This is a genomic window from Macellibacteroides sp. (genome assembly GCF_050251695.1).
Classification (GTDB): Bacteria; Bacteroidota; Bacteroidia; order Bacteroidales; family Tannerellaceae; genus Macellibacteroides; species Macellibacteroides fermentans.
Genome location: NZ_JBFWMI010000002.1, coordinates 21,934 through 40,892, shown reverse-complemented (window position 1 = coordinate 40,892; position 18,959 = coordinate 21,934). Strand labels below are relative to the sequence as shown.

Below are 18,959 nucleotides of genomic sequence, written 5' to 3'. Positions count from 1 at the left end.
ATCAATTATCTAGGATTACTTATATAGAAAATATCTGATCTCTACTACGATCTTTTCCGTATTTATCATCCCATATAAATTTTATTGAAAAGTTTATTTTTGAATCTTTACTATTACAAATAATATAAATCGGTATTTCATCTCCAGGATTTACATACTCCAATGGTAATACTGATGGATTTAATTCAATAAAATTGCTATATTTACAATCTTCAGGCATTTCTACGCGAACGTTGTAAGCAATTGCTTTTCCGACATTAGATATATAATATTTTTTTTCATCAAATGTATATCCAATGATTATTGCTTTTTTATTTTCAATATTACTTTTACAATACCCAATAATTTTACATAGACTGGGAATTGATTCAATTACACTAAATAAATATTTCCACATTTATTAATTATTATTTATAAATTATATTCTATATTCATTTATTCTTCATTAACGTAAACAGCACACATTCAATAAATTAATAGAATTTATACCTTCCAGCACAAATTTTATGAATTCAACAAAACATTTGCTGTAATAATCCCTTCTTCCAGGCTTCCATCTTTTCAATCTGCGCACTGCATTGGTTTATCTTTTCATCTATGGCAGAGAGGAAAGTAGCTATTTTTTGTTGTTCTGGGAGAGAAGGAATTGTCAATTCAATTTTAAAGAAGTCTGATACTCCAATATTAAGCAATCCATGATTTCTTGCTCCTTCTTGCGCAACCTTTTCAAGTTCGTTATTTTGTAAACCTGTTTCGAAATACTGTTCAGCAAATGAATTATCAAAACAAGTTTTATTCCTAAAACAAATATAAAGAGTAGATACTACCCCTTTTTCATATCGGGTCAATCGTTTGATTGCTCCCATAGGATATCCGTTTGAATAGCTCTTATTATATGCAAAATCATTTCTATCTAGTAAATAATACCCAGTAACATCTTTTGCTGATACAGATTTATTAAAAAATTCCAACTGACTAACTAACCCATTTTGAGCTGATATTGTTAGTACATTTAAATTATTTTCTTTATTTTTAGTTATGACTCTATTTGATATTTCCCCTAATGTTTTTTCTTGCCAATCGGGGAAGTCTTGGTTGTTGTCGTCTTTGAAGCGGAATTCTTGGGAAAACAATTTTTGCATTACCCCTTTTTTATATTGTTCCAAAAGGGTTTTCTTCTTTTTCAGCTGAGTAAGTTTCTCATCTACTGCCGTTAGAAAGGTTGCTATTTTGGTTTGCTCACTCAAAGGAGGCTGATAAAGAGTTATTCCTCTAATACTTTGGAAATTCAAACCCTCTCTTCCTCCTCCTACTTGTAAGCTTTTAAATAAGTTCTGTCCTTTCTCAGAAGCAAAAATCGGTTGAAAGAAATAAGGTTCGTTATCCTTATTCAGACGTATAATACAAACATGTTGATTAACATTTCCTACAATAAAATTCTCTGGGACAACACAACTTCTTCCTAAGGAAGCTCCTGTTATATTTAAAAGAATATCTTTAGATTTAACAATACTGTTTTCCATAGTACTGTTAGTTTCTTCTGTAATAAATGTTGCATTTTCTAATGATAGCTTATTATCAAATACATTTTGGCTTCTAATAAATAATATGCCTTTATCAACATATACACTTTCTCCACCTAATGGTGTTTTCCCACTATTTACTTTCTCCGCTATCTCCCCCAACTTCTTCTCTTCCCACTCTCCTGTAAACTCGGGGAAGCGGAGTTTTGGTGTGTTCTTTTTCTTTTCCATGGTTAGAAGGGGGTTGGGATGTTTAGTTCTTTGCAATAGGAGGCGATGGTTTTGTCGGTCTCGGCCATTGCTTTATCAAGGGCTACCAGCTCGGCTGCCAGTTGGTTGATGTCGATGTTTTCTTCGGCTTCGAAGGTATCAACGTAGCGGGGGATGTTCAGATTGTAGTCGTTTCCGGCTATATCGGCTAGGGTAGCCAGTTTGCTGTATTTGGCTTCCTCGCTTCGGTTGCGGTAGGTGGTAACGATCTTTTCGATATCCTCGTTGCGTAACACATTCTGGGTTTTCACCTTTTCGAAATGCTGACTGGCATCAATAAAGAGCACGTCGTTGGGGTTCTCTCGGCATTTCTTGAATACCAGAATACAGGTGGGAATGCTTGTGCCGTAAAAGATATTGGCAGGCAGACCGATCACGGCATCCAGGTAATTACGTTCTTCAATCAGGTAGCGGCGTATCTGCAGCTCTGCCCCACCCCGGAACAAAGCTCCGTGAGGTAATACAATGGCCATGGTGCCGTTGTCTGCCAGCTGATAAACCATGTGCTGCACAAAGGCAAAGTCGGCTTTGCTGGAAGGCGCCAGCTTGCCGTAATGACTAAAGCGGTCGTCCGTCATAAAAAGCGGACTGGCACTCCAGTTGGCCGAAAAGGGAGGATTTGCCACCACCGCCTCGAAACGCTTGTCGAGGTGCTGCGGATGCTCCAGGGTATCTTCCTGGCGTATATCGAATTTGGTAAAATGCACATCGTGAAGAATCATGTTCATGCGGCAAAGGTTGTAGGTGGTCCGGTTCAGCTCCTGACCGCAGAACTCGTTCACGTCTTGCACTTCCCTGGCTACACGTAACAACAGCGAACCACTGCCGCAGGTTGGGTCGTAAACAGATTTCAGTCGGCTCTTGCCGGTGGTTACTATCTTTGCTAAAATCTTGCTGACTTCCTGAGGTGTGTAAAACTCGCCGGCTTTCTTCCCTGCCCCGCTGGCAAACTGTCCGATAAGGTATTCGTAAGCATCGCCCAGCACATCCAGCTCCGTATCTTCCAAGTGAAAATCAATCTTGTCCAGGTACACCAGCACTTTTACAATCAGCTCGTTTTTAGCCGACTCCGTTCTACCCAGCTTGGTACTGGTAAGATCCATATCTTCAAACAAATTATCAAAATCGTCTTCGCTTGCCGTACCCATGGTACTCTGCTCGATGTTGGTAAGAATACGCTTCAGATCTTCCAGTATGAAATTATCGGCACCTTCTGTATCTCCGTTTCCCCGTTTAGCCATCTGGCTGAACAGTTCCGTTGGCTTAAGAAAATACCCCAGCTTTTCCAATGCTTCGTCCCGGATTGCCTCCAGATACTCCTGTCCGGACTCCGTATGCTCGTCCACATCCACATACTTAATACCATCAGGCACAAGTATTTCGTCCGCATATCGGTTCATCTTTTCGGAAAGATATTTATAGAAAATAAAGCCAAGGATATAATCGCGGAACTCATCCGCATTCATTTTCCCGCGCAAGGTGTTGGCAATGTTCCAAAGCTGCTGTTCAAGCTGCCTTTTATGATCTTCAGACATGGTATTTTGTTAAACTGTTAGATTATAATTTGTTCACTATTTCGTAAACAAATATACGCAATTAAATTAACAATCCCTACACAAAAGCCAAATAATATATTAATTAAATCGATTCCATGTTTCCTACCCGAAGATATTCAGGGACTTCCCGAAAAAAGTGTTAGGACTTCGTGAATAAAGTGTTAGGACTTTTCACTCGAAATGTTAGGACTTTTTGTGCTAAATGTTAGGACTTTTTTCTCAAAATGTACCTGCAAATTTAGAGGCTTTTAGGTGGATGTGTTAAACAACATGTTTTATTACGTCTTAAATATTTGGTTATCCTGATATTTTGGCGTAATTTTGTTTTTTATAAATAGTGGTTCTGACAAAGGCTTAAACGTAAAGACGTCCCTAAATCCTGCTTTTAACCATTTTCTTCCCCCTCCATTCTGTTGATTTATATTAAATTCGGATTTATTTTAATACTCTATTAAAGAACATGAATACTATATTAAGAAAGGACAGGACACCAGTCAGGACAACTACCCCTTCAGATACCGTATCAATCCTAGGTTTTACCGCTGCATTCAGCGCTGCAGATTTTACAGCCCCTTTTTGCAACAGATAAATCTTATGGCTTGTTTTATTAGTGTGGCATTTGCCGCAACTAATAAATAAATATATGAGAGTCAGCACACTATTACTTTTCGGATGCTTGATTTGCTCTTCAATCCCGCCTTTGCGCGCTCAGCAGGAAGAAAAAATCAAATTGGATGGTGGAATGCCTAACCGCATTTCAATGAACGTAACGGTTGCTTCAACGAATAAACGAAGCATCAACGACGCAAAGAAAGGCATACTTAACGTGATCAAAATCGATATGACCGAAGAGGGCTGCCGGGTTTTATTTCCGGATACGGAATTCAAAATCAACATGGAGAAACTTACAATTGCTGCTACACCAGCCGAACCATCGGCACGGGTGCAAGCCGGTTTACAACAAGCCGGAAGCGCTTTGGCTCAGGGAGCACAACTTGTGGGTGGAGCATTGCCCGGTGGTTCAATTATCTCGGCGGCAGTTAGCAGTGTAAGCAGCTTGTCCGGAAGCGGTGGTGGTGCAGCGGCTGCCTCGTATGCGGCAACCGGCAGACAACAATTTGAGCCCGGATTGGTATATCCGGTTAAGGACGACGACTGCGATGCGGTACTGGATTTGCCGGATGGAAATTATACGCTGGATCTGGTTCTTGTAAAAGCAAGCAGTGGATTGAAAGATACATTGAAAACTCAGGTTAAGATATGCTTCACCAAAACCGGAAATGTATTGAAGACAAAGCACGATACAGCGAAGAACAGCATTGGAAATATTCGTTAAGCTATAAAAGTTATCCGCCCTGCCTAAACTTATAGGCAGGGCGGTGGGTTAGCATGCAACTAATCTATCTTTGTAAGGGTTATTCTACAACTTCACCTTTTTCATTCAACAGCACCGTAACCTCTTTCTGATCGGCTGTTACAACGATAACCTTATATGTCTTTTTCTCAGTTTGTGTTATAAAGGCCTTTTTGATAACCGACTCGGCGTAGGTTTTGCGAATACTTTCTACTACCGGAGCAGGAAGATCTTTCACTTCTATCACCACAAATTCATCCTGAGTTACCACTTCCTGCGGATTGATTGTTTTTTCTACCGGGTTGATTGCCTGGGTAGCGAACGAAACACTGGTTGCGATCGCCATGATCATAATTACTCTTTTCATCTCTTTTTAGTTTTAATGATTAATACTAAATCAACTTCTACACTAAAGTAATATGAAAAGACCGTGCCAAGACATCTGATAATACATTTCAAATACAAACAAAACACTATATATCAATCATGTAAATCAATTAACCACAAATTATTACATCTTTGATAATGTGTGGAAATGCTGTAGAACGTGTGGTTTAATTCTACAGAAAACGGGGAAATGCAGCTGATAAAACCATCTATATCATTATTTAAATACATGTATATAAATAATTAGGATTATAGCTGATTTTGATTCGTAAATAGTTTTTAACTTCGTTTTATTTATGTATCTTTGGGTGACCTTAAACATACAGAATTATGCTTGCTTCGATTGTCCGATTTTCTATTAAGAATAAATTTTTTGTGGGCTTAACCACACTTTTTCTGCTTATTGGCGGAGTATATGCTATGCTCACCCTGCCTATTGATGCCGTACCAGACATCACCAATAATCAGGTGCAGATTGTAACTGTTTCACCCTCATTGGCTCCTCAGGAGGTGGAACAGCTCATCACCTTCCCTATCGAAGTTGCCATGAGTAACATCATGAACGTTGTGGAGATTCGTTCGGTCTCGCGCTTCGGTCTGTCTCTGGTTACGGTAGTGTTTAAAGATCATGTAAAGACATTGGATGCCAGGCAGCTCATAAACGAACAGATACAGGCTGTATCGGGCGAGATCCCACCCGAACTGGGTGTTCCCCAACTCATGCCTATCACAACGGGACTGGGTGAAATTTACCAATACACTCTCGAGGCGGATCCTAAATTCAAAGACAAGTACAATGCTATGGAGTTGCGTACCATTCAGGACTGGATTGTTAAGAGACAACTGTCCGGTATCCCCGGGATTGTAGAGATAAACAGTTTTGGCGGCTATGTAAAACAGTACGAAGTAGCGGTAGATCCGTCGGCACTTTTTTCGCTTAATATTACAATCGGAGATGTGTACGAGGCGCTTGCAAAGAACAATCAGAACACCGGGGGCAGCTATATCGAAAAAGATAAAAAAGCTTATTATATACGGGCGGAAGGGATGATTACCCGGCCATCCGATATCGAACAAGTTGTAATTACGAACCGGAATGGGATTCCGGTGCATATAAGTGATGTTGGCCTGGTACGACTTGGGGCACCCAAGCGATTTGGGGCGATGACGAAGGATGGAAAAGGCGAATGTGTAGGCGGTATCGCCATGATGCTGAAAGGTGCGAATGCCAACGTGGTGACCCGCGAGCTGGAAAGCCGGGTGGAAAAATTGCAAAAGATATTGCCCGAAGGTGTATCAATCCAACCTTATCTGAACAGATCTAATTTAGTTAACCGAAATATCTCCACCGTTGTATTTAATTTGATCGAGGGTGCTATTATCGTTTTTCTGGTTCTTATTGTCTTTTTAGGGAATGTTCGTGCCGGAATGATTGTGGCATCTGTTATTCCCCTATCCATGTTGTTTGGCTTCATTCTGATGCGGTTGTTTAATGTGTCGGCAAACCTGATGAGTCTGGGGGCGATCGACTTTGGGATTGTGGTGGATGGTTCCATCGTAATTGTAGAGGGTATTTTGGCTCACCTGTATGGGAAGAGTATGGTTGGCAGGAATCTGTCGCAGGAGATGATGGATCGCGAAATCGAAACAGGTGCCGGCCAGGTAGTTCGCTCTGCCACATTTGCCGTTGGCATCATACTGATTGTGTACTTTCCGATTCTCACTTTGCAGGGCATAGAGGGTAAGTATTTTATACCTATGGCCAAAACACTGGTATTCTGTATTCTGGGGGCGTTGATATTGTCACTTACGTATGTACCTATGATGGCTTCGCTGTTTCTAAAAAAAGAACTGAAGCAGACGCGTACGCTGGCAGATCGTTTCTTCGACTGGTTGAATGTGTATTATCAAAAGACCTTGAACTGGTGTATGCATCATAAAACGGTTTTTATCACAACTGCCTTGGCAGCCATGGTGGGCAGTCTGATTTTGTTTACCCGCTTGGGGGCCGAGTTTATTCCTACGATGGACGAAGGCGATTTTGCCATGCAGATGACTTTACCGGCGGGCAGTTCGCTTAGTCAAAGTATTGCAATCAGCGACCAGGCCGAAAAAGTCCTGATGGATAAGTTTCCTGAGATTGTACACGTAGTGGCTAAAATTGGAACGGCTGAAGTGCCTACAGATCCCATGGCGGTGGAAGATGCCGATATTATGATTGTGATGAAGCCTTTTAAGGAGTGGACCAGTGCCTCAAGCCGGGCGGAGATGGTTCAAAAAATGAAGGACGCTCTGGCGCCTGTTACCGGTGCCGAATTCAATTTCAGTCAGCCTATCCAGCTACGGTTCAATGAATTGATGACGGGGGCCAAGGCCGACATAGCCATTAAATTGTATGGAGAAGATATGGAAGAGTTATATGCAAGGGCAAAAGAGGCAGCCACCTATGTAGAGAAAGTTCCCGGAGCTGCCGATGTGCTGGTGGAACAGGCCATGGGTCTGCCGCAGTTGCTTATTTCGTACGACCGCAGCAAAATTGCCCGGTACGGTATGAATATCCAGGAATTGAATACATTGATACGTACCGCATATGCCGGCGAGATAGCCGGTGTGGTGTTCGAGAATGAAAGACGGTTTGACCTGGTGCTCCGGCTGGATAAGGATAAGGTGTCCGACCTTAACCTGGACAAGTTATTTGTGCGTACGGCAGAGGGTGTTCAGATTCCTGTAAGCGAAATTGCCTGGATCGAACTGAAAAACGGTCCGCTGCAGATTAACCGCGATGCCACCAAACGAAGGATTGTGATTGGCGTAAACGTACGGGAGGGCGACATACAGCAGGTGGTGGCAAATATTCAATCCACCCTGGATAAGAACATCAAATTGAAACCCGGTTATTATTTTGAATACGGCGGTCAGTTTGAAAATCTTCAGAACGCCATAAAAACACTGCTGATCGTTATTCCGGTAGCATTGATGCTTATATTGCTGCTTCTGTTTTTCTCTTTCAAAAGTGTTGTTTATTCTTTGCTCGTATTCAGCACCGTTCCGCTTTCACTTATCGGCGGTATTGTTGCTTTATGGTTAAGGGGGATGCCATTCAGTATTTCTGCCGGCGTTGGTTTTATTGCTCTATTTGGTGTGGCTGTGCTGAATGGTATTTTAATGATAAATCATTTCAATGCCTTCAGGCATTCATCGCAATATACGAAAACAACCAACCGGATTATAGCCGAAGGTTGTCCGCACCTGCTACGTCCGGTATTTCTTACCGGATTGGTTGCTTCGCTTGGTTTTGTACCCATGGCCATTGCAACCAGTGCCGGCGCCGAAGTGCAGCGGCCTCTGGCAACGGTAGTGATTGGGGGATTGCTTGTTTCAACCGCACTCACGTTGCTTATCATTCCTGTATTTTACAGAATTGTAAACAGCACGGCGACCTTGAAAAGGACAAAATTTAAGAAATTCCTGTTCTTCTCTTTATTGCTTTTTGCTGCTCTACCTCTGCAGGCACAGAAAGAGGTAATGCTTAGCGATGCCATCACGATGGGAAAAATGAATCATCCCCGACTTAAAATGGCAGCTGCAGAGACCGAAAAGTATCGCAGTGCACGCAACGAAGCATGGGAGTTGGCGCCCACTTCGTTTACATATTCGTGGGGACAGCTAAACGGCGAGACACGGAAAGACCGGCAGATGGAATTTACGCAGGAAATAGGCTCACTGCTGACTCCCTTTTACAGAAATGCATTGGTAAATAAGCAAGTTACATCCGGCAGGTATTCTAGAGAAATTGTAGAAAAAGAGGTGGTTGCCGAAATAAAACGGGCCTGGTGTTATTATCTGTTTGCCCGCGAGCAGCAGGAGCTATACAAACAACAGGCCGAAATGGCCGGGCGTTTGCAACGGGCCGGAGAAATCCGTTACGAACAAGGGGATATCACATTGCTGGAAAAAAGCATGTGCAATACGATGGCTGCAGAGATGCGGAACAAATTGTTTCAGGCTAATGAAGAGCTTCGGATGGCAGCTATACGTTTAAAATGGGCTTGTTATACCGACGAAGACATAGTACCTGCCGATAAGATGCTTACGCTTCTGCCCATAGAAAAGCAGCCTGCCGGGGAGAATATCCGCATGAATCTATTGCAGAGTCAGACTGAAGAGAAAAAAGCGCTGTTGCGGATTGAACAAAGCCGATTTTTCCCGGAACTATCCATCGGATATGTCCGCCAGGATATCCTACCCCTCAAAGGACTTAATTCCTGGATGGTAGGTGTATCATTCCCTCTTTTCTTTACAGGTCAGCAGAGCCGCATCAAACAGGCCAGCATCGAATATCATATCCAGCAGATCAGACAGGAATATGGGGAAAAAGAGCTTTTAAATAAACAGGAAGAGCTTAATGCCGAACTGTTGCGGCATGGAGAGAGTATCCGGTACTATACCGTATCTGCATTGCCTGAAGCGGAGAATCTTATAAAAGCAGCATCATTACAGTTAAAAGCCAGTGATACGGATATCACACAGTTTATTCAAAGTGTAAACAGTGCATTGTCTATAAAAAAGGGATATCTTGAAACTGTTTATCTATACAACATAGCAGTCTTGGAAAGCGAATTATATAAGTAAAAATTACAACTATGAAACATACTATTCTTTGTGTACTTGCCATACTAACGGCCTGCAATTCAGCCACAAATACAAAGCAAGAGATGCCGACTTCCGTTACGGCCGATTCAGTAACCGTTATTTCACCGGATTCGACTGCCTACAGTCAACCGTACGATTCGACTTCTATTGATGGGACTACAGCTGCTACTGCTATAAACAAAGTATCTTTTAACGGTACATTGATTATTCCACCCCAGAACTTTGCTTCGGTTACGATGCTGATGGGTGGAATTATCCGTTCGACAAACCTGCTTCCCGGTAGTTATGTAAAAAAGGGAACGTTGCTTGCCACACTCGACAACCTCGATTTTATATCCTTGCAGCAGACCTTTCTTGAAAGTCAGGCGCAGACCGAATATCTGAAATCGGAATACAACCGGCAGTTAGTTCTCTCCAAAGAGGAGGTTGCTTCTGTAAAGAAACTGGAACAAAGCAAAGCCGATTATCTATCGATGAAAAGTAAAATGGAAGCCGCAGCAGCCCAGTTGTCGTTGTTAGGAATCTCAACCCAGTCGTTGTTGAAAAATGGCATCACACCTGCTCTGGAAATAAAAGCTCCTGTAAATGGATACATCGGCAAGGTTAAGGTAAATGTGGGCAAATACCTGAATGAGGGAGACATACTATGTGAGATTATAAACAAGCAAGAAACGCTTCTACGACTCACCACGTACGAAAAAGACCTGAAAGATATCCGTCTGGGTGCAAAAGTCTGGTTTAGAGTAAACGGAATGGGTACCAAAACTTTCGAAGCCAAACTTATTTCTATCGGACAAGAGGTAGATGAAACAAGCCGTTCGCTGGAAGTATTTGCCAAAGTTATAAGCGAAGACCCTACTTTCCGCCCCGGCATGTATGTTACGGCACAGATTGAAAAGAATGAAATGTGAAAAATGCGTTTCAAAACCTTAATAATAGTTGCGTGGAATAAACATTTTTTCATACCTTTGATCCCTTAATTTTAGCATATAAATTATTAATTAACAGAATTAAATTCGATGAAAAAATTCTTTACCATCGCAGCAATCTTATTGGTGGCCTTGGGTGCTAAGGCTCAGAACGTTCAGTTGCACTATGATTTCGGAAGTGCATTGTACGACAAACTGGACGGTAGACCAGCTACTACTACAACCGTTGAAATGTTTAAACCAGACAAATGGGGTAGTACGTTTTTCTTTCTGGATTTCGATTATAACAACAAAGGTGTTCAAAGTGCCTATTGGGAAATTGCACGCGAACTGAAGTTTTGGGAAGGTCCTCTTGCCGCTCATATCGAGTACAACGGTGGCCGCGGTCAGTATCCTTATTCAAACGCTTACCTGGCCGGTATCGCTTATAATTACAACAACGGCGATTTTACAAAAGGTTTTGGATTACAGGCAATGTATAAATATATCCAAAAGTCATATAAACCCAACAATTTCCAGGTTACTGGTACATGGTATATTCATTTTGCTAAAGGTGCCGGTACATTTACAGGGTTTGCCGACTTATGGAGAGAGAATACAAACATCATCTTCCTTTCAGAGCCTCAGATCTGGCTTAACTTTAACAAGTTGAAAGGTGTGGATCCGGCGTTTAACCTCAGCGTTGGTTCGGAGGTTGAAATCAGCAACAACTTTGTTTGGAACAAGTTTGGCGAAAATAATAAGTTCTATATGATTCCTACGTTGGCTCTAAAATGGTCATTTAATTAATTATGGAAACCTCATTCTTTCATAAACTGGTTGGGTTCAATCCTAAAACCATGAAGGTACGTACCGAGATACTTGCGGGCGTTACCACGTTTCTTACCATGAGCTATATTCTGGCTGTAAACCCGGATATTCTGAGTGCCACAGGAATGGACAAAGGTGCTGTTTTTACGGCTACAGCCCTTGCTTCGGCAATTGCTACCTTACTTATTGCTTTCCTGGCTAAATTACCTTTTGCGCAGGCGCCGGGTATGGGATTGAATGCATTTTTTGCGTTTACCTTAGTATTAGGCATGGGATATAGCTGGCAGACAGCTTTGGCTGCTGTATTTGCAGAAGGTATAATCTTTATTATTATTACCGTTTTGAATATTCGTGAAAAGGTAGTTAACTGTATCCCGCTCAACTTGCGTTATGCCATGTCTGTGGGTATCGGTATGTTTATCGCCTTTATCGGATTAAAAAACTCGGGTATTATTGTAGACAATCCGGCTACTTTGGTTGCTTTAGGCTCATTCACCAATGTTTCTTTAGTTGCAGTTATCGGGATTATCCTTTCGGGAGTCTTGATGGCAAAAGGCGTTAAGGGTGCTTTATTTTATACCATTCTTATCTGTACTGCCATTGGCATTCCAATGGGAGTAACTACTTTGCCCGAGAATTTCTCTCCTATTTCTATACCCCCTTCTATGGAACCCACATTCATGCATTTCGACTTTAAGTCGTTATTGAATCTGGATATGTTCTTCATCGTAATGCTGCTTGTGTTTATCGATCTGTTCAACACTATCGGTACATTGGTAGGTGCATTAGCGAAAACAGAAATGATGGATGAAAAAGGAAACGTTCCCCGCATGAAGGAAGCGTTGCTTGCCGATGCTATTGGTACTAGCGTTGGGGCTGTTTGCGGTACTTCTACAGTTACTACCTACGTTGAAAGTGCTGCAGGTATTGCAGAAGGCGGACGTTCGGGAATGACTGCTGCAGTAACAGGTGGCCTATTTCTGGTTGCCTTGTTGTTTGCTCCGGTATTCCTTTTAGTTCCAAGTGCTGCTACTACCGGAGCTCTGGTGATGGTTGGAGTATTTATGATGGATTCGATTCGCAAAGTTGAATTTGATGATGTTACCGAAACATTGCCTGTTTTTGCTACAATTCTCTTTATGGTACTCAGCTATTCAATTGCCGAAGGTATGGCATTGGGTATGATGAGCTACGCCATATTGAAATTACTTACCGGCAGATATAAGGAAGTGTCTATTACTTTATATATTCTTACTGTACTCTTAATACTTCGCTATATCTATTATTAAAATATTGTATCTTTGCCCCCATGAAAGTATGTATTGCGGAAAAGCCCAGTGTGGCGCGCGAAATAGCAGAAGTTCTGGGGGCAAGGAACAAAATGAAAGGCTATATCGAAGGGAACGGATATCAGGTTACCTGGACATTCGGCCATCTTTGTACCCTTAAAGAACCTCACGAATATACGCCCGAATGGAAGCGCTGGTCACTCAGCTCCTTACCTATGATTCCTCCCAGATTCGGGATCAAACTTATAGATTCTCCCTCGTATGTAGAGCAGTTTCAGGTAATAGAGAAACTGATGCAAAATGCCGAAATGGTGATTAACTGCGGTGATGCCGGACAGGAAGGTGAACTTATACAACGTTGGGTGATGCAAAAAGCCGGTGTTACTTGTCCGGTTTACCGTTTGTGGATCTCATCGCTTACTGAAGAAGCGATTCGCGAAGGGTTTCAAAAACTTAAAGAACAGGAATCTTTCAATAAATTATACGAAGCCGGACTGTCGCGCGCTATTGGCGATTGGTTGTTAGGTATGAATGCAACGCGCTTGTACACGCTGAAGTACGGACAAAACCGTCAGGTACTTTCCATAGGTCGTGTGCAGACCCCTACCCTGGCTTTGATAGTAAACAGGCAAAATGAGATTGCCAACTTCACTCCCGAACCCTATTGGGAATTGAAGACGGTGTACAGAAACACTACCTTTTCGTCTACCAAAGGAAAATTTACGGATAAAACCGAGGGCGAAAACTTTCTTACCGTGGTTAAGGAGGAAGATTTTGAGGTAACGGATACTTCGGAGAAAAAGGGTAAAGAATATCCTCCGCGTCTGTTCGACCTTACCTCTTTGCAGGTTGAGTGTAATAAGAAATTTGCTTTTTCGGCTGAAGACACACTTAAATTGATACAGTCTCTTTACGAAAAGAAGGTGACTACCTATCCGCGTGTGGATACAACCTTCCTGAGCGACGATATATATCCCAAAGTACCCAATACGTTAAAGGGTATGACCGATTACGCCGAACTTACCGCCCCGTTACTGGGTAAGAAATTACCTAAAAGCAAGAAAGTTTTCGATGATACCAAGGTTACCGATCACCATGCTATCATTCCCACAGGGGTACGTCCTAATAACCTTTCGGAAAACGAGCGAAAGGTATACGACCTGGTTGCCCGACGCTTCATAGCAGCTTTTTATCCGGATTGCCAGATTTCTACCACAACCGTACTGGGCAAAGTGGGGAAAGTGGAATTTAAGGTTACAGGAAAACAGATTCTGGAGCCGGGATGGCGTGTGGTGTTTGGTGCCGAACAAAAGGATCCGGATGCCGAACCGAGTGAGGAAGAGGGTATCTTGCCCGAGTTTGTTAAAGGCGAAAGAGGTCCTCACGAACCTATTCTGGGCGAAAAATGGACGCAAGCCCCCAAGCCCTATACCGAGGCTACTTTATTACGTGCCATGGAGACTGCAGGTAAGCTTGTAGATAACGACGAACTTCGGGATGCTTTAAAAGAAAATGGGATTGGTCGCCCGTCTACCCGCGCAGCAATCATAGAAACATTGTTCAAGCGTAACTACGTGCGTAAGGAAAAGAAAAACCTGATTGCCACTCCTACCGGTATGGAACTAATCGGCACCATTCAGGAAGAACTGCTCAAAAGTGCCGAGCTTACCGGATTGTGGGAAAAGAAATTAAGACAGATTGAAAAGGGAACCTACGAAGCCCGCACCTTTCTGGAAGAGTTAAAACAGCTGGTGTACCAGATTGTATCGAATGTTTTTTCGGATACGAGTGCACGCACCATTACCATACAGGAAGCGGTGGAAGAAAAGTCGGCTGCCGAAAAAGGGAAAAAGAAGACAAAGTCTAAGCCCAAAGAAAAGCCTGCGAAGGAAGTGGTTGCTCCTACTGTAACCAAACCCATATGCCCGATGTGCCGTAAAGGATCGATATTGAGAGGGAAAACAGCCTATGGTTGCTCCGAATATAAAAACGGATGTAGTTTCCGGTTGGATTACGCCACTTACGGTGAAGGTCTGTCTGATGCCCAACTGATTGATATACTGAACAAACGTTGATTACATAAAAAGGGGAAGAGTTTACAAGTTGTAGCTCCTCCCCTTTTAAGTTTACACAAAACAGTTACTTAATTTCTATCACCTGTACGGATTGTTCTTTTTCGTTGTATACCTTTTTAGGTATTGTAATTGTAAGAACTCCCTCTTCTACTTTTGCTTCGATTTTATCTTTCTCAATTTCATCAGGCAAAATCAGGTTCTGCTGAAATTTAGAATAATTGAATTCACGGCGTAAGTAACGACCGTTCTTTTTTTCCTCGTTCCGTTCGTCCTTTTTCTCCATCGTTATGTTCAACTGATTGTCTTGATCCAAACGAATGGTAAGGTCTTCTTTCTTTAATCCCGGAGCTGCTACTTCAACCTTGAATTCGTTGTCAGTTTCAAATACATTGATAGCCGGAGTAGTTGTATTTACTCGCTCCATCCATTGATTTTCAAAGAAATCGTTGAAAATACTTGGTAACCAATTCTGAGATCTTCTAACAGGCATCATAATTAAATCCTCCAATATTAAATTGTCCAACATTCTGTTTGTTTTGATTGCGGGTTGCATAAACAACTCGTTTCACCATAAAAAATACAAACCGTGTGCCAGAGCAAACGGCTGTATTTTTGACACGTTAGAACTGTAAATACTGTCCGCATTTCTGACAAATTGACAACATTCAAAACACTTATTATCTTTTGTTTAACTATTTTAATGGAGTGATGGCAATCACATACTTTGTTCGGTTTTAAAGAATCAGTGCCCCACTCCATTCGTCCAGAAGATCGGGCAAGGTGTAAATAAAATCAATTCGCTGATCGGCTGTTTTGGGAGCAAAAAGAAATATCTGAAGGTCGGCACATTTATCCTGCAAATCTTTGGCTATGGGATAGTATGAGGCCAATACCGCCTGTGAAATGTCTCCGCCATATGTTTCTCTCACTGCATCGATTTTGTAGATGTCGTTCTGACTTACGTAGCCCGACTTACATTCGATAAACATTAGTTTGAGTTCGTTGTTTAGCAGTACGTCCACTTCATTCTTGGTTCTGGTATCTTGTTTATTGGATTGAAAAAGTACGCTTTGCCATACTTCGCGTGGGGACGATTGTTTATTACTCCAGATACGTACCTGATTGGCCACCAGCGTTTCCCACCAGCGACCTTCAAAATAAAGATGACAGGCATTGGTATGCGGTAATTTCAACAACGGTTGGTTCTCTTTGTAAATAAATAGTGATCCGTCCCGCTGTTTGTATCTCAATCCGTCTTGAAAGAGTTTGGATGCCGGCAGGTTAATCAGGTCGCGACGACAAAAGATTCCAAAAAACTTCTGCAATCTAGCGTGCTCTTTAGGATGTTGCTCGATAAAGTTTTTGATGGATGCCGAAGCGTCGATATCTGCTTCGGCCAAATCTTTGGCATTATGATATTCGGCCAGGTGATTGCCGCTGAGTGAAACAATTTCATGGTTTTCGAGCGTGGTATGCATCAACTCTTTTTCGAGTGTGTCCAGATGAACAATCTCTCTGTTCGGTGTAAGATAGAAGGCTTTTGCCTGATATTTACGCACGATATAGATAGCACCCAGTGTCATCAGCTTCGTCCCTTCAGATAGATTATAGGCGAAAAAGCCTTCATTCTCTTTCTGGATCTGTTCACAAACCTGCGCAACTGTACGCGCATCATAGGGTTGTACATGATAGATTTTATGTTGAATGGATGAAGGTAACAAAGGCAAAATGCGATCGGGCAATTGGTTGGTTTCTTCCGTGCATACAAAGTGAACCATATCTGGTCCAAACTCCTTTATCCCGTGGTAAACCGACAAAATTTCTTTTCCTAGGATGACTATCTGGTGATTCATAATTTATTCAGGTTTAATATAGATTGTAATTATACAGAATCTCAGCAAAAAAGATGTGACCAGTCTTCAAACTCCTTTGGCGTATAGGTTTTAAATCCAAGGGAGGCCGCTGTTTCGCAGTTGGGAACTGCATCGTCTATCAAGAGAGTTTCTGCAGGAAGTATTCCGGCATCCTTTACAACGTGATTAAATATATCCGGATAGGGTTTCAGCATACCAAGCTGGTACGACAGGTAACAGGTGTGAAAATAATCGGAAGGTGTATGTCCATTCCACGAGAAGCGGTTACGGCATATCCAATCCCAGTGTATTGCGTTGGTATTGCTTAATAACATAACATTGTATTTTTTTCGCAACTCAAGTAACAGTTCCAATCGTGCGGGCGGCATATGATCCAGCATAGAGATCCACGCATCGTCTATTTGCTGATCGGAAAGGGGTTGATTACTAAGCTTACGGATCCCATCACGAAACTGGTCGGGCGTAATACTTCCCTCCTCTATCTTCATAAAAAGCCCTTCCTGCAGGTAGGTGGTGGTAATCAGACTGCGGATGTCACTTATTCCAATATTTTCGAACGAAGCGATGCAACGGGGGCGGTCCAGGTCTATCAGCACTCCGCCCATATCTATCAGTAGATTCTTTATATTTTTCATAGGATGCAAACTTACAAAAAAACAGCAACTTTCTATGTCTCGCGGCTGTTTATCAAATAAACATATAAATTAGAGAAAGATGAATATAGGTTTTGAAAAAGGAACTGTTCTCAATCTGGAACAGATGATTGATTATGCCGAAGGTGGTGTGGTTAGTAAACAAGTGATTAAAACAGATTCCGGTAACCTAACTCTCTTTTCGTTTGATGAGGGTCAGGGACTAACAGAGCATACTTCGCCTTACAATGCTGTAGTTCAGGTTCTGGACGGCCAAGCCGAGATTTCAATTAACCGGCAACCTCACATTCTAAAAGCCGGACAGACCATCATTATGCCGGCCAATGTACCACACGCTCTACATGCTATCAAACGGTTCAAAATGTTACTTTCCATGGTTAAAGGATAATTAAAACGCTGATTCCGGATTATTCCGGAATCAGATCGTTTTCTTTTTTATTGGCATATCCGGTAAGTGCAAGCGACAAAGCTCCGTCGCCTGTAACGTTGCATGCTGTGCCGAAACTATCCTGAAGTGCAAATATAGTAAGCAACAAGGCTGTACCGGCTTCGTCAAAGCCCAACACTGAAAGAACAATACCTAAAGAAGCCATGACTGTACCTCCCGGCACTCCGGGTGCTGCAATGGCAAATATCCCCAGCAAGAACACAAAAGTAATCATTGTTGCAAGAGGCGGTATTACTCCATATAACACTTGCGAAACTGTCATCACAAAAAAGACCTCCGTAATTACCGATCCGCAAAGATGTACATTGGCAAACAACGGGATTGAAAAATCGGTCACATCTTTGCGAAGCACATCACTTTTACCTGCACACTGAAGGGCAACGCCCAATGTTGCAGCAGATGACATAGTGCCTACTGCCGTAAGATAGGCGGGACCGTAATGTTTGAGTACCCGTAACGGATTTTTTCCTGCATAGATACCAGCCAGACCATAAAGCACAAACAACCATATGTAATGACAGACAATGGCAATAAGTATGACCGAAACAAAAATGGGAAGCTGACTGGCAATGGAGCCTTCGTAACTCAGCACACAGAAGTTTGCAGCAATAAAGAAAGGCAGTACGGGAATAAGGACACGTGTTACAAGTAGCAAAATCATTTGCTGAAACGACTCCAGCAGATCCTGAACAACAGACGATCGGATCCACACCGCCGAAATCCCGAGCATCAATGCCAATACCAATGCGCTGATTACAGACATCACAGGGGGAATATCCAGTTGAAATAGCATGGCAGGTATTTCTTTCAGGGTTGAGCCAGCAGTATCAACGTGAAGAAAGGGAATGGCTTCGTATCCAACAAACGCAGCAAACAAACCTCCGGCAACCGATGATGTGTAGGCTAAAAGCAACGCTATACCTAACATCCCTCCCACATTGTTCTTCAACCGGGCGATGGAGGGTGCCACAAAACCTAATATGATAAGTGGCACCATAAAGAAGATGAGTTGCCCTAGAATGTGTTTTACTGAAACCACTACATACATTGCCTGCTCATTGGCAACAGTTCCAAGCAATATACCTGCAATCACCCCGGCCAGCAGCTGAACGATTGTACTTGTAAAGAATTTTTTCAT

General features: G+C 42.3%; 15 protein-coding genes. 7 read left to right on the top strand and 8 right to left on the bottom strand.

Translation table 11 applies throughout. The features are described 5' to 3' along the window. Positions 1–19: 19 nt before the first annotated feature. The 3 genes from AB7E53_RS00575 to AB7E53_RS00565 form a co-directional block, all read right to left on the bottom strand. Positions 20–397 carry a hypothetical protein gene (locus tag AB7E53_RS00575; RefSeq protein ID WP_446773574.1) on the bottom strand — a complete coding sequence of 126 codons (378 nt, stop codon included), beginning with the start codon at positions 395–397 and terminating at the stop codon, positions 20–22. Positions 398–512: 115 nt separating this feature from the next. After that, positions 513–1,754, bottom strand: coding sequence for a restriction endonuclease subunit S (locus tag AB7E53_RS00570; RefSeq protein ID WP_446773572.1), 1,242 nt, complete (start codon positions 1,752–1,754; stop codon positions 513–515). A gap of 2 nt (positions 1,755–1,756) precedes the next feature. Beyond that, on the bottom strand, positions 1,757–3,328 hold the full coding sequence (locus AB7E53_RS00565; protein ID WP_446773570.1) for a type I restriction-modification system subunit M: 1,572 nt from the start codon (positions 3,326–3,328) through the stop codon (positions 1,757–1,759). A gap of 664 nt (positions 3,329–3,992) precedes the next feature. Between AB7E53_RS00565 and AB7E53_RS00560 the strand changes: the two genes are divergently transcribed. Further along, positions 3,993–4,685 carry a hypothetical protein gene (locus AB7E53_RS00560; protein WP_446773568.1) on the top strand — a complete coding sequence of 231 codons (693 nt, stop codon included), beginning with the start codon at positions 3,993–3,995 and terminating at the stop codon, positions 4,683–4,685. Positions 4,686–4,764: 79 nt separating this feature from the next. On the opposite strand, the gene AB7E53_RS00555 is transcribed toward AB7E53_RS00560, so the two are convergent. Then, positions 4,765–5,070, bottom strand: coding sequence for a hypothetical protein (locus tag AB7E53_RS00555; protein WP_068185372.1), 306 nt, complete (start codon positions 5,068–5,070; stop codon positions 4,765–4,767). Positions 5,071–5,420: 350 nt separating this feature from the next. Between AB7E53_RS00555 and AB7E53_RS00550 the strand changes: the two genes are divergently transcribed. The 5 genes from AB7E53_RS00550 to AB7E53_RS00530 all read left to right on the top strand — a co-directional run bounded on the left by AB7E53_RS00550 (position 5,421) and on the right by AB7E53_RS00530 (position 14,846). Then, positions 5,421–9,722: a CusA/CzcA family heavy metal efflux RND transporter gene (locus tag AB7E53_RS00550; RefSeq protein WP_446773566.1), complete on the top strand. Its 4,302-nt coding sequence runs from the start codon at positions 5,421–5,423 to the stop codon at positions 9,720–9,722. 11 nt (positions 9,723–9,733) lie between these two features. Next, positions 9,734–10,654, top strand: coding sequence for an efflux RND transporter periplasmic adaptor subunit (locus tag AB7E53_RS00545; RefSeq protein ID WP_446773564.1), 921 nt, complete (start codon positions 9,734–9,736; stop codon positions 10,652–10,654). A gap of 108 nt (positions 10,655–10,762) precedes the next feature. Beyond that, positions 10,763–11,461 carry a nucleoside-specific channel-forming Tsx family protein gene (locus AB7E53_RS00540; protein WP_179398371.1) on the top strand — a complete coding sequence of 233 codons (699 nt, stop codon included), beginning with the start codon at positions 10,763–10,765 and terminating at the stop codon, positions 11,459–11,461. Positions 11,462–11,463: 2 nt separating this feature from the next. Continuing rightward, positions 11,464–12,771, top strand: coding sequence for an NCS2 family permease (locus AB7E53_RS00535; protein WP_179398372.1), 1,308 nt, complete (start codon positions 11,464–11,466; stop codon positions 12,769–12,771). Positions 12,772–12,791: 20 nt separating this feature from the next. After that, positions 12,792–14,846, top strand: coding sequence for a DNA topoisomerase 3 (locus AB7E53_RS00530; protein ID WP_446773562.1), 2,055 nt, complete (start codon positions 12,792–12,794; stop codon positions 14,844–14,846). A gap of 64 nt (positions 14,847–14,910) precedes the next feature. Here the strand turns inward: AB7E53_RS00530 and AB7E53_RS00525 are convergent, their stop codons facing one another. The 3 genes from AB7E53_RS00525 to AB7E53_RS00515 all read right to left on the bottom strand — a co-directional run bounded on the left by AB7E53_RS00525 (position 14,911) and on the right by AB7E53_RS00515 (position 17,355). After that, on the bottom strand, positions 14,911–15,339 hold the full coding sequence (locus tag AB7E53_RS00525) for an Hsp20/alpha crystallin family protein (RefSeq protein WP_446773617.1): 429 nt from the start codon (positions 15,337–15,339) through the stop codon (positions 14,911–14,913). A 241-nt stretch (positions 15,340–15,580) separates the two neighbouring features. Continuing rightward, a complete protein-coding gene (locus AB7E53_RS00520) occupies positions 15,581–16,699 on the bottom strand; it encodes a Card1-like endonuclease domain-containing protein (protein ID WP_446773560.1) in 1,119 nt (372 codons plus the stop codon). A 41-nt stretch (positions 16,700–16,740) separates the two neighbouring features. Next, positions 16,741–17,355 (bottom strand): HAD family hydrolase, encoded by a 615-nt coding sequence (locus tag AB7E53_RS00515; protein WP_446773558.1) that lies wholly within the window; start codon positions 17,353–17,355, stop codon positions 16,741–16,743. A 79-nt stretch (positions 17,356–17,434) separates the two neighbouring features. On the opposite strand from AB7E53_RS00515, the gene AB7E53_RS00510 reads away from it, so the two are divergent. Beyond that, positions 17,435–17,761, top strand: a complete 327-nt coding sequence (locus AB7E53_RS00510) for a cupin domain-containing protein (protein WP_068185403.1) — start codon at positions 17,435–17,437, stop codon at positions 17,759–17,761. A gap of 19 nt (positions 17,762–17,780) precedes the next feature. Here the strand turns inward: AB7E53_RS00510 and AB7E53_RS00505 are convergent, their stop codons facing one another. Continuing rightward, positions 17,781–18,959, bottom strand: coding sequence for a dicarboxylate/amino acid:cation symporter (locus tag AB7E53_RS00505; protein ID WP_068185408.1), 1,179 nt, complete (start codon positions 18,957–18,959; stop codon positions 17,781–17,783).